The sequence below is a fragment of the Nocardia heshunensis genome, from assembly GCF_054782115.1.
The window spans coordinates 21,932-36,166 of the sequence record NZ_BAAGTC010000031.1 but is presented as its reverse complement, the minus strand read 5'-3'; the positions used below and the strand labels follow the sequence as shown (position 1 = coordinate 36,166).

Genomic DNA, 14,235 nt, shown 5'->3' with positions numbered 1-14,235 from the left:
TCAAGATCAACAATTTGCCTCGACGAGACCCGCGAACTCGCGAGCCAGGGGCGGCAGACCGGCCCAGCGCCGGGCCGCCCAGCCGACGGCCAGCGGCGGGACGAAGGGCACCGGCAGCAGGCGCACGTCACCGCCGTCATAGCCGAGCGCCGGAACGAGGGCGTGCCCGGTCCCGAGCCCGGCCAGCAGCGCCGCGGTGTTCCAGTCCGTCGCACCGGTTTCCGATCGCGGCCGGACTCCAAGCCGGGTCAGCGCGGCATCGAGATGGCGGCGGGAGACCGAATGCTCCGGCAGGCGGATGAGCGCGACATCGGCCAGGTCGGCGGGGGAGACGGTGGTGCGGTCGGCCAGCGGGTCGTCGCCGCGCACCACCAGCACCCACGGCAGCTCGGTGACCGGGCGGAACTCGATACCGGCGACGGGTCCGCCGATGGTCACCCAGGCCAGGTCCACCGACCCGTCGATGAGGGCGTCGAAGCTCTGCCGACTGGACACGGTGGTCCGGAATTCGAGCGTGGCACGCGGGAAACGCTCCCGGAACTCGCCGATCGCCCCCGCCATGAAATGCCGGATGGTCGTCGCGCCGGTGTGCACCCGCACCGAACCGGCCTCCCCGCGCGCGAATTCGTCGAGCCGCCGCACCGCGAGATCCAGCCCGGCCATCCCCTCGCTGGCGGCCTCGTACAGCACCCACCCCTCGGCGGTCGGCGTCACTCCCTCGGAATGCCGTTCCAGCAGCCGCACCCCCGTGGCCTTCTCCAGCCGCTTCACATGCTGGCTCACCGCGGGCTGCGTGCATCCCAACTCCCGTGCCACCCCGCTCAGATTCCCGACTCGGCACACCGCCAGAAACACTCGCAGATCATCGAACGTCATCCCCACGACCCCACCGTAGTTCGCCCCAGACCCAAGCCGAAACTTGGGCAGCACCAAGATAATCCGAGAATTGACCAGGTCACCGCCTTGCCCGAAGATCGTGATGGGCCCAAACGGCGGCAACCCGTCCCGGTTCTTCCGCTTCGTCCGGACACCCGCGGAAACCCGGGACGGGTGCCGACCCTCCTCTTCGAACCCTCCCACCGACCCGGAGCGAGCATGCCCAGTTACGCCATAGACGGAGTGATCCCGGTCGTCGCCCCGGGTGCATTCGTCCACCCGGCCGCGGTACTGATCGGCGATGTCATCATCGAGACCGGCTGCTATATCGGCCCGGCCGCCAGCCTTCGAGGCGACTTCGGTCCGATCGTCATCGGCGCCGGATCCAATGTCCAGGATGGCTGCGTCCTGCATTCCTTCCCCGGCCGAGAACTGCTCTTGGAGAGCGAATCCCACATCGGCCACGGCGCCATCCTGCACGGCTGCGTCATCGAATCCGGCGCGATGGTCGGCATGAACGCGGTCGTCATGGACGGCGCCCGCGTCGGCACCCGAGCCCTCGTCGGCGCCTGCAGCCTGGTCCGCGCCAACACCACCATCCCCGCCGAACACCTGGCAGTCGGCAACCCCATCACCGCCACCCGCCCCCTCGACGCCCAAACCCTCCTCTGGAAAGCCAACGGCATCAAGGTCTACCAGGCCCTGGCCCGACGATCCCTGTCCTCCCTGCACGAGACCGCACCCCTCACCGAACTCCCCGCCGATCGCCCGCACTTGGCCACCGGCCGCGAATCCTCAACACCGCTACACGAACTACGCTCCCTGCGTGAATGATCCGGCGAGCGGCTGTCGCCGGGTGCGGCTGCGCAGCACGACCACGATCAGGATGGTCGCGATGCCCACGAAGAAGCCGCCGAGGCCGAGGAGCAAGGCGATCACCACGGTTGTCGCAATGGAGGAGCCGAGGCCGTCGCCGATGGCCAGGGTCTCGCCCGGATCTCCCTCGGTGTCCAGATGGTACGTGCCGCCCTGCGTGGTGTGGAACGAATACTCCGCACGCCCTTCGCGCGCGCCGAACTGATATGTCTCGCTCGAGCCGTAAGGTTTCCAGGTCACGACCTGGCCCGAGGGATCCTTCAGGCGGCCCCGCGTCGACCCCGGGACATCTTCGGAGGACGCACCGGCGTATTCGAAATAGACCGTGTAGTCATGGCCCGCCTCGAGATTCACGTCGGTGGAACAGGGCACCTCGAACCGCTGAAACCCATCCACGGCGTGCGTCATCCGCAGGAATCCACTCACCCCGACCCCGATCGCGCCGGCGAACCCCACCACGATCACCAGCACCCCGGCAACGATCCACCACCCCGACGGGCGGGTCCGCTGCGCGGGCTGCGCTGCCCCACTCGGATAGAAAGTCGGGTATCCCCCCGGCTGGGTCATGCTCGGTCCCTCCCATACGGCGGCCACATCCGTTGAGCACGTGGCCATTCGGACTCAACTTAACCGGACAGCCGCACGTACGCTCGGTGTGCTCGGTCGAGAATCCGGCGGTACGGCAGGGGGCGTCGGTCCTCGCCGGGAATCGGTGAACCGGAGGGCGGGTCGGGTCGTGGTTGGGGTGTTGGTCGGAAAACCTTATGCAACATCATATTTCGATGATGCTTACCTCGAAGGGGTGGGTGGTCATGGCGCGTACTGCTGGCGGTGTGGTTGCGGAAGATGTTGATCGGGGCGAAGTTTCGCTGATGCGGAAAGTTGCGGCGGAGGGGGTGGGAACCTTTCTGCTGGTGTTCGGCGGGGTGGGGACCGCCGTGCTCGCCGGGTCGCGGGTCGGGGCGCTGGGGGTGTCGCTGGCGTTCGGATTCACGCTGTTGTGCCTGGCCTACACGCTGGGGCGGGTATCCGGATGTCATATCAATCCCGCTGTGACACTGGGGCATTTGCTCTTGGGGCGGATCACTGCGGTGACGGCGGGGCTGTATGTGGTGGCGCAGGCGGTGGGGGCCCTCGTCGGGGGTCTGCTGGTATACGCCGTCGCCGCCGGATTGCCCGACTATCACCGGGATGTCGACGGGCTCGCCGCGAACGGGTGGGGTGAGTACGGGCCGCAGCGAGCGGCTGCGAAGGACGGGTACGGGCTCGGGTCGGTCATTGTCGTCGAGGTGGTGTTGACAGCGCTGCTCGTGCTGGTGGTGCTGGCCGTCACCGACAAGGTGGCCGATACCGCGCTGGCGGGCGTGGCCATCGGAATCACCTTGGCGGTGACCAATCTGGTGGCCATCCCGGTCGACAATGCCTCGATCAATCCGGCGCGCAGCCTCGCCTCCGCGCCGTTCCAGGAGGACGCCTGGGGTCAACTGTGGGCGTTCATCGTCTTCCCACTGATCGGCGGCGCACTCGGCGCGCTGGCCTACGCCGGTGTGTTCGGAAGACGGTCCGCCTGAACCAGATCCGTCCGCACCCTGAGGTGGTGGCTCAGGTCACCGGTCAGCAGGGTGTGGACGGTCCGTTCCGCGAAACGCCACGACCCGTCCGCGCGTACGAACCGGTCGTGGTAGCGGCCGGTGGCGATCGGTTGGAGTGGCAGGTCCGGAAGGGCCTGGAAGACGGTGAAATACGAGCGCGCGGTCGCGGAGTCGCCCGCGTCGTCGAATTCGATCGCGGTGTTCGTGGTGACGTGATGGGTGCGCGGGGTGCCGTCCTCGTAGCGGATCACCAAGGCGCGGAACATCTTCTCGATGGCTACCGGGCCCTCGATCGAGGTGCCGCTGCCGATGAACACCCCATGGCTGAACAGGGCGGCAACGGCGGCGAAATCGCCGTCGTCGACCAGTTCCGCGTACTTCGCGATCAGATTGGTGATGGCGGTGCTGTCGGCGAGAGAGCTCATGCCCCGAGGTTAGTCAGACAACGGGTGGTCAGACGGTGAAGCTGGTGACACCGTCCACGACCCGGGCCAACTGCTCCTCGGTCAGCCCCGGCCACAGCGGCAGCCGCACCAGCGTCGCGGAGAACTCGGCGCTGCGGGTGCACGGGAACGGGGTGCGGCCCAGCTTCAGCCCGGCGGGGGAGGAGTCCAGCGGTACATAGTGGAACGGGGCCACGATGCCGTGCTGGGACAGATGCCGGATCAGGTCGTCGCGGCGATCCTCGGTCGGCACCCGCAGGTAGTACAGGTGCGCGGTGTGCTCACGATCCTCCGGCACCGACATGAGCCGAACGTCGTTGCGGGCGGCCCACTCCGGCAGCGCGGCCGCGTAGTGATCCCACACCCGGTGCCGATTGCGCTGAATGGTGTCGAACTCGGCGAGCTGCGCGTCCAGCACCGCCGCGTTCAATTCGCTGGGCAGGTAGGAGGATCCGATGTCCTGCCACGAGTACTTGTCCACCGCGCCGCGCAGGAACCGCGCCCGGTCGGTGCCCTTCTCACGAATGATCTCCGCACGCGCCATGAGGATCTCGTCGGTCAGCAGCACCGCGCCGCCCTCACCGCAGTGCACGTTCTTGGTGTCGTGGAACGACAGCGCGCCGACCGTGCCGATGGTGCCCAGCGGACGACCCCGGTAGTAGCCGCCCAGCCCGTGCGCATTGTCCTCGATGATGGCGAATCCGTGCGAATCCGCCAGCCGCTGCAGCCCTTCCATATCGGCGGCCACACCGCCGTAGTGGATGACCATGACGGCCTTGGTACGCGGCGTGATGGCCCGCGCCACCGACTCCGGATCCAGATTGCCGGTCGCGTCGTCGATATCGGCGAACACGACGGTCGCGCCGCGCATAGCCATGGCCGTCGCGCTGGAGGTGAACGCGAAACTCGGCACGATGACCTCGTCGTCGGGCCCGAGTTCCAGCAGCAGCCCGGCCATTTCGAGCGCGTGCGTGCAGGAGGTGGTCAGCAGCGCGTGCGGCGCACTCGTGATCTCGCGCAGCTTCGCGGTGGCCTTCGCGGTGAAGGGGCCGTCGCCATGGCTGTGGTCCGAGGACAGCACGGCCTCCACGTTCGGCAGTTCGCCCGCGGCGCGGAAGGGGCGGCTGAAGATGATGCGGTCACTGCTCACGCGCGCGGGACTCCCTCGTTCTCGAACCGAATGGTGTTGCCGTCGTGCCGATCACGCAGCTGCTCGGGGCGCGGTGTCGGCGTCTGAACGGTGAGGTAGAGCGGCTTGCCGACCAGCACATGCAGTGCGACGCCGAGGTATTCGGCGATCAGGCCCAGCGAGAACAGGATCGCGCCCGAGCACAGCAGCAGCACCGTCATCAGCGACGCCCAGCCCTCGGGATCGCCGCTGCTGTTGGTCAGTCGGTGGTAGACCACCCAGCCCGCCATGCCGAGCCCGCCCAGCGCCAGTGTCACGCCCAGCATGCTCACCACGCGCAGGCCGCGAGTTCCGCTGCACAGCACCATCTTCCAGAACAGCGAGAACAGGCGACGATAGTTGTAGCCGGACTCCTCACGACCCTCGGCGCGCAACTGCACCGGCACCTGCGCGACATCGCCCACCACCCAGGTGAGCGCCACATCCAGATAGACACCGTTGGAGGCGACCTGCGCCAGCTGCCGCGCGATATCGCCGCGAATGAGCCGGTAGCTCTCGAAACGAGTCGAGTCGGGGAAGGCGAACAGCGTCGCCAGCACCAACTTCGCGCCGCGCGAGGTGATGTTGCGCAGGAAGCCGTGCGGACGGGTATTGACCGGCTTGGAATACACCAGATCGGCGCGCTCGTTCAACGCCGTGTCCAGGAAGTCGGGGATGAACGCCGGATCGTGCTGGCCGTCCTCGTCCATGGTGACGGTCCAGTCGCCGCGCGCCTCGGCCATGCCCGCGATGGTGGCGGCATCCTGACCGTAGTTGCGGCTCAACCACACCACCCGCACCTGCGGGTAGGTTTCCTCGAGTTCGCGCAGCACCACATCGGAGCGATCGGGACCGTGATCGTGCACCAGCACGATCTCCTCGACCGCGAAACGCGCGCCCTGCGGTGTGGTGTTCGGCTCACCGAGCTTGTCCAGCTCGCTGACCAAGGTGGCGATGGTGTCCTCGCCGCGATACACGGGCACCACGACGGACACCGCGTGCACCCGCACGGGGCGCTCGCCGCCGGAGGTCACGCTGGGGTCGCTCGCATGCGTACGGGCGGACGGAATCGGCATCAGCTGAATGTACTTTCGATGACGGTGTGTGGCGGAACTCCTCGCCGGAAAACAGGGCCCGAGCCGCGCTGAACTCTAACACGCTGCTGGTCGCGGCAATCGGCGCGAAGGGTGATCACCGAACCCATCATTGCGTACCTCGCAGTCTGCCGCAGGTTCGCGTAAGCCCGGTAGACACAGGGTTGCGGCGAGGGTCGACGCGGGGCTGCGTAAGTGTCATCGACAGCGCCGCCCTGTAGGGTCTGGAACTCGTGGTGGAAAGCTCAGTTTCCAAGGTGGTCGGGGCCACCGAATCCGGGCAGGACGCAGAGGCGGCGCAGCCGTCGGATCGTCCGGTCGTGTCCGACCGTAGCGCGCGGCGTGAGGTGTACCGCTGGGGTGCCATCACCGCGCTCGGCGTGACCCTCGGCTATCTCGCCGTCATCCTGGCCAACCCCCGCCACTTCTTCACCGACGACACCGAATCCCAGTACAGCGGACTGTGGGTGTTCTTCGGTCGCGCCTTCCGCGACGGCCACTTCCCGCTGCTGATTCCCGAGCAGTGGATGACCGGCAACTACACCAATGAGGAAGCGGGACTTTTCAATCCGCCGCAGCTGCTGATCGATCTGATCGCGCCCTCGGTGCCCAATCTCGTCGTGCTGGCCACGATCGTGAAGTTGATCTTCGCGATCATCACCGGGCTCGGCGTCTATCGCGTCTGCCTGGTGTACGGATCGCGCCCGCAGTGGGCGGCGGTCGCCGGTGTCGCCATGCCGTTCACCGGTTTCTTCCTGTTCTTCGACGAGGCCAGCTGGTTCACCGCCATGTCCGGCACCGCCTGGATGGTCCACGCGTGGGCGTCCTCGGAGCGGTATCTGCGGGGCAAGGGCGGGCCCATCCCGGTCTTCGTCTACCTGTACCTGGCGATCTCGGTGCAGTACGTGTTCCCGTCGGTCGAGGCCGTGCTGATGCTGCTCGCGGTCGCCGTCGGCTACCTGGTGTGCCAGGGCAGCGACCTGCGGACGCGGACCCGGGAGGCGCTCGCTCCGCTGCTGCGGCTGATCGCCGTGACGGTGTCCGCGGGTCTCGCGGGTCTGCTCACCTTCCTGCCCTCGATGCTGTCGGCGCAGGTGACCGCGCGCGGCAACTCGCAGATCAATAACGACCAGTTCCTGACCGTGCCGTGGTCGGAATCGCTGAACCCCAGCCTGCCCACCACCATGCCCGCCTTCACCTCCTGGTGGGGTTACGTCCAGCCGCTGCCCATGACCTACATCGCCTGGTTCCTGATCCCGGCGCTGGCCTTCGTGGATTGGAAAGCGGCGCAGAAACACTGGAAGCAGTTCGTCGCCATCGCCCTGTTCGCGTTGATGGCGTTGATGTGGACGGCCGGACCCGGCGTCGTCGGCCCGCTGCGCTGGCCCGCCCGCGTGCTGCCCATGCTGGCGCTGGGACTGCTGGTGCTGGTGTGCGTGCTGCTGGGCCGCTTCGGCACACTGCGCGATCGCAAGAATCGGATCATCGCGGCCCTGGTGCTGGTGCTCGCGCTGTGGGTGCGGACCTTCTCCGCCGACCCGCACGATGTCGCCTGGCATCTGGGTTCCGCGGCCGTGGTGATCGCGCTCGGGCTGGGCGTGGTGTGGCTGGGTCGCACCCGCGGTGTGTCCGCCGCGACAGCGTTGGTGATCGCGGCCATGGTGCCCATCGCCTGGTTCCAGGTGTGGTGGGTGCAGCCGACGCCGATGTCGTGGAACCTGCCCGCCAACCGCACCGAAGCGATGGCCGCGTTCCCGAAGTTCGAGGGCGGCACCACCCTGCAGCTCGCCAATCGCGGACTGGTGCAAGCCGCCGAGAAGAATCTCGACGGCGCGTACGGGTCGCTGGTGTGGGGCAACTACGCCAAGCACCTGGAGCGCGACGGCTACGTCAACGGGTACACGCCCAACGGCTACTTCTACTTCATGCAGATGCTGTGCATGGAATGGGATTCCAGTGTCTGCCCCGACTCCTACCGGCGACTGTTCGGCCCCGAACCCACCACCGGGCGCACCCTGGCCGACCTGATGCTCATCGACCGAGTCGTGTTGCAGAAGGCCATGTTCCCGGACGCGGGCAACCAACCCGCGCCCGACGGTTGGCATTTCGTGGATGTGCCCGGGCACGAGAAGTACATCTGGGTGCTCGAGCGCGACGGCGGGCCCATCTCCGGCGTGAACGGCCGCATCGGCGACGCCCACGACGTGACCGCCACCTCCATCGAGGAGACCGACAGCACCAGCAAGGTGCGAGTGTCCTCGGAGACCGGCGGCCGGCTCACCTTCGCCCGCCTGGCCTGGCCCGGCTACCGGGTCACCCTCAACGGCAAGACCATCCCGTTCCACACCGTGTCGAAAGTCTTCGTGGCCGTGGACATTCCGGCGGGCACCTCGAATGCCGAACTGGAGCTGAGCTGGCGGCCGCCGGGCTGGAAGATCGGAATCGGCAGCGCCGCAGCCGGACTGGTGGGCGTAGGGTTGTTGCAGTGGCTCTACGTTCGGAATCGTCGCCGTGGTCAGGGCGCGCCCGCGATCGAGCAACTCGACGACGATCCGGATCGTCACCTGGTCGGCTCGGCACAGTGACCGACGCCCCACCCGCGCTCGATTCCACCGCGCACCCCGACCCTGCCGCACCCGCCGGGCCGCTGCTGCGGCTGGTGCGACGGCAGGAAGTCGCCTTCGCCCTCGTCGGCGGCTTCAACACGCTGATGGGCATGGTGCTCACCATCATGTGGCTGAGCATCCTCGGCAACATGGTGTCCAAGGACGTGGCCGCCGCCCTGTCGGTGGCGCTGGCCTACGCCGTCGGCATGGTCGTGGCCTTCGTCATGCACCGCACCCTGGTCTTCCGAGTCCGCGGCCACATCCTGCGCGACTTCATCGCCTTCGTGGGCGTGAACCTGGTCGGCATGGTGCTCAACATGATCCTGCTGCAACTGTCGGTCTCCCTCCTGCACGCCCCCGCCAAACCCGCCGCGGTCGTGGTCATGGGCCTGGTAGCCGTCATCACCTTCTTCGGCCACCGCCACATCAGCTTCCGCCGCACCACCGATTCCACCCCCGCGAGTGCCGACCGGTAGATTCCCTCCCATGTCGGAGGAAACCCTGGACGCCACCCTGCTGAGCCTGCTCGCCTGCCCCCAGGACAAGGGCCCCCTGCAACTCGCCCACACCCCCGCAGGCGACACCGTCCTCTACAACCCCCGCCTCCACCGCGCCTACCCCGTCGACAACGGCATCCCCGTCCTCCTCGTGGACGAGGCCGTAGACGTCACCGACGAAGACCACACGTTCTTCCTCACCCAGAACTGACCCCCGACCTCGCGTCCGGGATTCCACTAGGGTTCCCGGGTGAGCACTTTCGGGGGACCAGATCCATCTCAGAATCCGTATGGCCCAGGCGGTTATTCGCCGAACCCATTCGCCCAGCCCCATCCGGGTGGCACCCAATCGGCGCCGCCCGGAGTGGCATCGCCGTGGCCGGATGCGCAAGCGCCCCAGGGATTCGCGACACCGGGCGGGCAGCAGTGGCCGAATCCGGGCGGACCGGGTATGCCGAGTTCGACTGGCGGAGCGCAGGTTCCATCAGCGCGCGGCGGTGTGGATCTGGTCGCCGGTGGACTGCTGATCCTGCTCACGGTGCTGTTCGTGGTCGGCTCGTTCCTGGATCTGACGCGGTTCCGTGTGGATTTCTACCACCAGTACACCCAACAGCCGGATGGTTCATTCGCCGCTCCCGCCCACCAGGAATGGCGGGCATGGGAATTCACCAGTAGCGGTGTCCCGGATACGCCCGACAGCACCCAGCAGTTGCTGGGCATCGCCATTGTTCTGGTGGCGGTGGTGGCGGTTATCGGCGCTGTGCTCGCTCTGACCGGACTCGCTGCGCGTCTGCGGTCGGCCCGCGCGATCACCGTGGCGGCCGCGAGCATGGCAATTGGTCTGGCCGTGACCCTCGTTGTCGACGTCGCGAATTCGTTTCTGATCGGCGGGGATACGTCCACGATCAGGTTGGGGGCCGGCTTCTGGGTGTTCGTCGCGGCTGCAGTCGTGGCGCTCCCGACATTGGTCGTAGTGCTGGTCGCAGGAAAGAAGGCACCCGCGTCGACGCCATTGGACGGCTACGGCCGACCCCTGACACGCCGAGCGAGTGGCCTGGAGATCGTCGTCGGTGCGCTGCTGATCCCGCTCGCCGGATTGATGGCGGCTGCCACTTTCTGCCACCTACTCGGGGGCACAACCATGTGGTCGTCACTGAACGACCACATTCAGTTCTTCGGTGCCCCGCTCGTTCTCGGTGCGGTCGCCGCGCTGATCGCTGCCGCACTGTCGTTCGCGGGCCGCGGTCGAACGATGGGATCACTCAGCGCCGCAGCCTTGTTCGCAGCCGGACTGCTACTTTCGCTCGACGAAGTGGACGGGGAACTGTTCGGTCCGGTGGGATTCGGTGACCTCGGTGTCGGCGCGTGGCTCTTGTTCGCGGCCACCGCGCTGGCCCTGATCGTGACGGTGCTCGCGGTGGCGGCCGCCGCGACCAAACCCCGCTATCGCACCCCGTACGCTCCGGTCCCCCAACAATATCCAGGCTGGGCACCCGCCCCATCCCTCGCGACTCCGCCGCCGACCTGGGTTCAGCCGCCACAGGTCCCACAGGCTGGGCCGCAGAATCCGGCTCCGCCTCAACCGGTTTGGCCACAGCCCGAACAGGGCTGGCAACAGCCCCCGCAGGGGCGGTAGCGTCGCGGCCCGATTCCAAGGGATCTATTAGGGTTCCCGGGTGAGCACTTTCGGGGGACCAGGCCCAACCCAGAATCCGCATGACCCGAACGGCTTTTCGCCGAACTCGTTCGCGCCGCAAACTCACGGTGGACCGGTGTGGCCGGGTCCGGCTGGGGCAGCGCAGGTTCCGGTCGAGCGCCGGGGATTGGATCTGGCGGCCGGTGGGTTGCTGTTGCTGCTCGCAGTGCTGTTCGTGGTCGGCTCATTCCTGACCCTGGTCGAATACGACCATCGGCCCACCCAGCCGCAGTACAACCATCGGCCCATTCCGTCGAAGCCCGGTGATCTCCTGACCTATCACCAGGTGTGGCAGCCATGGAAATTCACCAGCAGCGGTATGCGGAACTTTCCCGCTGAGACGCAGCAGCTACTCGGCATCGCGATGATCGTCGCCGCGGTGTTCGCCACGCTCGGCGGCATTCTGCTGCTCACCGGACTCGCGAGGCGCTACCCGCCCGCACGCGCTATCACGGTATCGGCGGCGAGTTCGGCGGTCGGGTCGGCGGCGGCACTGCTCGTCCTTGTCGGCTCCGCCCTGATCAACACCGCTCGCGGACTCACGGTGCGTCTGGAGTCGGGCTACTGGGTGTTCGCGTTCGCCGCAATCGTTTCCATGGCCGCGCTGGTCGGGGTGCTCGTTGGCTCCGGGGCGGCGCAGAGGACGGCGCCGGTCGACAGGTCCGGCCGACCACTGACGCCTCGTGCGGGTGCCTTGGACATCGTGGTGGGCATGCTTCTGGTTGTGCTTGCCGGACTGGCGGTGGCCTCCTCGTTCGGCCATTTGCTCGGCAATACGACCATGTGGCGGACATTCGATGGCACGACGCGAATGGTCGGATTGCCCGTAGCGGTGGGCGCGGTCGTGGCTCTGGTAGCGGCCGTGCTGTCCTTTACCGGACGCGGCCGCATCATTGGATCGGCCAGTGCCGCAGCGCTCTTCGGAACGGGGCTGTTGCTCTCATTGGATCTGGTGGACCGTGAATTGTTCGGTCCGGTGGGATTCGGTGACCTCGGCGTCAGCGCGTGGCTACTCTTCGCCGCCACCGCCCTGGCCTTGCTCGTGACGGTACTGGCTGTCGCTTCCGCCGCGACCAAACCGCGCTACCGCACCCCGTACGCTCCGCCCCCGAATTGGGGTCGGCCACCGCAGAGTCCCGTTCCGGCGCAATCGGGTTGGCCGCAAGTCCCGCCGGGTTGGGTGCTGGTGCCCGAAAGCTCGGTGCAGCAGCCGGGGCCTACGCCGCAGCAGTAGCTGTTCATGGCCTTCAGGGCTCCAGGGGGAGGTCGGCGGTGAAGTAGCGCTGGAGGGTGGGGCCTACGGTGGCGGCGAGTTCTTCGATGGGCATGGAGGCGATCGGCTCTACCCGGAGGATCTTGCGGGTTACCAGGAGGCCCGCCAGCTGGGAGGCGGCGAGGGCGGCGCGTTTGGCGCCGGTGCCCGGGGGTGAATCGACGCGGGGGCGAATGGATTTGAGGACGATGTCCAGGAGGAAGGTACGGGCCAGGGCCGGGTCGTCGCTGGCCAGGAGGCTGCGGAAGACGGCGATGGTGGGGACGCCGATCTCGGAATCCCAGATGGTGACCACGGTGCGGATGATCGTTTCGCCGAGTTCCTCGACGGGTACCAGCGCGAAGCGGTCGAGGATTTCCTGGGGGTCGATGGGGAGTTCCAGTGCGGCGGCGAAGAGTTCGTGTTTGGTGCCGAAGTAGTGGTGGACGAGGGCGGGGTCGACGGCGGCGGCGGTGGCGATGGAGCGGATCGACGCCTTGTCGAAACCGACTGCGGCGAAACGGGTCCGGGCGGCGTCGAGGATCGCCGCCCGGGTGCCGGAGTTGCCGGGGCGGCGTCCGCTTCGGGTATTGCCCGCCGTCACGCAGTCCGCCGCCGGAGGGTGGCCGCGCCCAATCCCAGTGCGACAGCGGCGAAGGCGGCCACGATCAGGATGTCGCGCCACATCTGGCCGGTGACCCCGGTGTGCGTGGACACCTGCTGTAGGGCGTCGACCGCGTAGCTCAGCGGCAGCACATTGCTGATCGCCTCCAGCCAGCCGGGCAGCTGCCCGCGCGGAACCAGCAACCCGCACAGGAAGAATTGCGGCAGCACGATCACGGGCATGAACTGTACGGCCTGGAATTCGGTGCGCGCGAACGCACTGGCCAGCAGCCCCAGCGCGACACCCAGCACCGCATCGACAATCGCGATGAGCACCACCAGCATCGGACTGCCCGCTGCGTTCAACCCCAACAGCCAGAACGCCACCAGGCACGCCACCCCAGCCTGCACCGCGGCCGCGATGGAGAACGCGGTCCCGTATCCGGCCAGCAGATCCAGCTTGGCCAACGGCGTGGTCATCAACCGTTCGAGCGTGCCCGAAACCCGTTCGCGCTGCATGGCGATCGCGGTGATCAGGAACATCACCACGAACGGCAGGATGCCGAGCATCGTGATGCCGATCCGGTCGAACAGGCGCGGCTGATGCGGCAGCTGCGGATAGTTCTTGTAGACGAAATACAGCAGCGTCATCAGCAACGCGGGCACCAGCACGATCATGGCGACCGTGCGCCGATCGGCCCGCAACTGCTTCAAGATCCGCACGGTGGTGGCGGTGTAGCAGCCCAGCGGACGCGGTCCCGCGGGACGGGCGTTTGTCGAAAAGGTCGTGCTCACAGCTCTTCTCCCATCCGGATAAGCTTGAGAAAGGCGCTCTCCAGACTGGATTCGCCGGTGTCGGAACGTAATTCGGCAGGGGAGAGCTGGGCCAGCAACCGGCCTTCCCTCATGAGCAGCAACTGATCGCAGTGCTCGGCCTCATCCATGACGTGACTCGAAACCAGCAGCGTCCGACCCTGTTTCGCGAGCGCGTGGAACTGCTCCCACAGATCGGCGCGCAGCACCGGGTCGAGCCCGACCGTCGGCTCGTCGAGCACCAGCAGCTCCGGATCGGCCACCAGCGCGCACGCCAGCGAGACCCGGGTGCGCTGCCCGCCGGACAGCTCGTTGCCCCGATGATCCATATGGCTGGTGAGACCCACTGCGGCCAAAGCGGTTTCGACCCCGTCGCGCGAGGCCCCGTACAGTGCCGCGAAGTACGCGACATTGTCGGCCACGGTCAAGTCGTCGTAGATGCTCGGCGCCTGGGTCACATACCCGACCCGCCGCCGCAGCCCCCGCGACCCGGCGGTGTCCCCGAGCACGTTGACCGTCCCGGATTCGATGATCTGCGTGCCGACGATGCTGCGCATGAGCGTCGTCTTCCCGCACCCCGACGGCCCCAGCAGCCCGGTGATGCTGCCCCGGGGCACGGTCAGGCTGATGTCCTGCAGAACCTGATGCCCGCCGCGCCGAACTTCCAGATGTTCGATGGCGATGGCATCGCTAGTCGTGGCTGGTGCCGTCACGGTCAC

The 14,235-nt window shown here is 67.4% G+C and carries 15 protein-coding genes; 7 read left to right on the top strand and 8 right to left on the bottom strand.

The window, feature by feature from the left end:
* Window positions 1–6: 6 nt before the first annotated feature.
* Window positions 7–876 (bottom strand): LysR family transcriptional regulator, encoded by an 870-nt coding sequence (locus ACYVN4_RS44680; protein ID WP_460730424.1) that lies wholly within the window; start codon window positions 874–876, stop codon window positions 7–9.
* 219 nt (window positions 877–1,095) lie between these two features.
* Between ACYVN4_RS44680 and ACYVN4_RS44675 the strand changes: the two genes are divergently transcribed.
* Window positions 1,096–1,710: an acyltransferase gene (locus ACYVN4_RS44675; protein ID WP_460730316.1), complete on the top strand. Its 615-nt coding sequence runs from the start codon at window positions 1,096–1,098 to the stop codon at window positions 1,708–1,710.
* Here the strand turns inward: ACYVN4_RS44675 and ACYVN4_RS44670 are convergent.
* Window positions 1,690–2,223, bottom strand: coding sequence for a hypothetical protein (locus ACYVN4_RS44670; protein WP_460730314.1), 534 nt, complete (start codon window positions 2,221–2,223; stop codon window positions 1,690–1,692). The two genes, ACYVN4_RS44675 and ACYVN4_RS44670, sit on opposite strands and share 21 nt — an antisense overlap.
* 341 nt (window positions 2,224–2,564) lie before the next feature.
* Here ACYVN4_RS44670 and ACYVN4_RS44665 point away from each other — a divergent pair, with 341 nt between their 5' ends.
* Window positions 2,565–3,323 (top strand): aquaporin, encoded by a 759-nt coding sequence (locus ACYVN4_RS44665; protein ID WP_460730312.1) that lies wholly within the window; start codon window positions 2,565–2,567, stop codon window positions 3,321–3,323.
* On the opposite strand, the gene ACYVN4_RS44660 is transcribed toward ACYVN4_RS44665, so the two are convergent.
* Genes ACYVN4_RS44660 through ACYVN4_RS44650 form a run of 3 tightly spaced genes read right to left on the bottom strand, consistent with a single transcriptional unit; the run spans window position 3,290 to window position 5,959 of the window.
* Complete coding sequence (locus ACYVN4_RS44660; protein ID WP_460730310.1) at window positions 3,290–3,769, bottom strand: nuclear transport factor 2 family protein; 480 nt, start codon at window positions 3,767–3,769, stop codon at window positions 3,290–3,292. The genes ACYVN4_RS44665 and ACYVN4_RS44660 overlap by 34 nt on opposite strands.
* A gap of 28 nt (window positions 3,770–3,797) precedes the next feature.
* Window positions 3,798–4,937 carry a dTDP-4-amino-4,6-dideoxygalactose transaminase gene (rffA, locus tag ACYVN4_RS44655; RefSeq protein WP_460730307.1) on the bottom strand — a complete coding sequence of 380 codons (1,140 nt, stop codon included), beginning with the start codon at window positions 4,935–4,937 and terminating at the stop codon, window positions 3,798–3,800.
* The gene (locus tag ACYVN4_RS44650; RefSeq protein WP_379367253.1) at window positions 4,934–5,959 is read right to left on the bottom strand and encodes a glycosyltransferase family 2 protein; all 1,026 of its coding nucleotides are present in this window, start codon (window positions 5,957–5,959) and stop codon (window positions 4,934–4,936) included. The genes rffA and ACYVN4_RS44650 overlap by 4 nt, the downstream gene beginning before the upstream one ends.
* A gap of 437 nt (window positions 5,960–6,396) precedes the next feature.
* Between ACYVN4_RS44650 and ACYVN4_RS44645 the strand changes: the two genes are divergently transcribed.
* The 5 genes from ACYVN4_RS44645 (at window position 6,397) to ACYVN4_RS44625 (ending at window position 12,082) form a co-directional block, all read left to right on the top strand.
* On the top strand, window positions 6,397–8,634 hold the full coding sequence (locus ACYVN4_RS44645) for a hypothetical protein (RefSeq protein WP_460730422.1): 2,238 nt from the start codon (window positions 6,397–6,399) through the stop codon (window positions 8,632–8,634).
* Window positions 8,631–9,131 carry a GtrA family protein gene (locus ACYVN4_RS44640; RefSeq protein ID WP_460730305.1) on the top strand — a complete coding sequence of 167 codons (501 nt, stop codon included), beginning with the start codon at window positions 8,631–8,633 and terminating at the stop codon, window positions 9,129–9,131. The genes ACYVN4_RS44645 and ACYVN4_RS44640 overlap by 4 nt, the downstream gene beginning before the upstream one ends.
* Window positions 9,132–9,141: 10 nt before the next feature.
* Window positions 9,142–9,363, top strand: a complete 222-nt coding sequence (locus ACYVN4_RS44635) for a Trm112 family protein (protein WP_460730303.1) — start codon at window positions 9,142–9,144, stop codon at window positions 9,361–9,363.
* Between the two features lie 240 nt (window positions 9,364–9,603).
* Window positions 9,604–10,788, top strand: coding sequence for a hypothetical protein (locus ACYVN4_RS44630; protein ID WP_460730301.1), 1,185 nt, complete (start codon window positions 9,604–9,606; stop codon window positions 10,786–10,788).
* Between the two features lie 136 nt (window positions 10,789–10,924).
* Entirely contained in the window at window positions 10,925–12,082 is a 1,158-nt protein-coding gene (locus ACYVN4_RS44625) for a hypothetical protein (RefSeq protein ID WP_460730299.1), read from the top strand.
* Window positions 12,083–12,095: 13 nt separating this feature from the next.
* Here ACYVN4_RS44625 and ACYVN4_RS44620 read toward each other — a convergent pair whose 3' ends face one another.
* Genes ACYVN4_RS44620 through ACYVN4_RS44610 form a run of 3 tightly spaced genes read right to left on the bottom strand, consistent with a single transcriptional unit; the run spans window position 12,096 to window position 14,229 of the window.
* Complete coding sequence (locus ACYVN4_RS44620) at window positions 12,096–12,704, bottom strand: TetR/AcrR family transcriptional regulator (RefSeq protein ID WP_460730297.1); 609 nt, start codon at window positions 12,702–12,704, stop codon at window positions 12,096–12,098.
* The gene (locus ACYVN4_RS44615) at window positions 12,701–13,498 is read right to left on the bottom strand and encodes an ABC transporter permease (protein ID WP_460730295.1); all 798 of its coding nucleotides are present in this window, start codon (window positions 13,496–13,498) and stop codon (window positions 12,701–12,703) included. Before ACYVN4_RS44615 ends, ACYVN4_RS44620 begins: the two co-directional genes overlap by 4 nt.
* A complete protein-coding gene (locus ACYVN4_RS44610) occupies window positions 13,495–14,229 on the bottom strand; it encodes an ABC transporter ATP-binding protein (RefSeq protein WP_460730293.1) in 735 nt (244 codons plus the stop codon). The genes ACYVN4_RS44615 and ACYVN4_RS44610 overlap by 4 nt, the downstream gene beginning before the upstream one ends.
* Window positions 14,230–14,235: the final 6 nt, after the last annotated feature.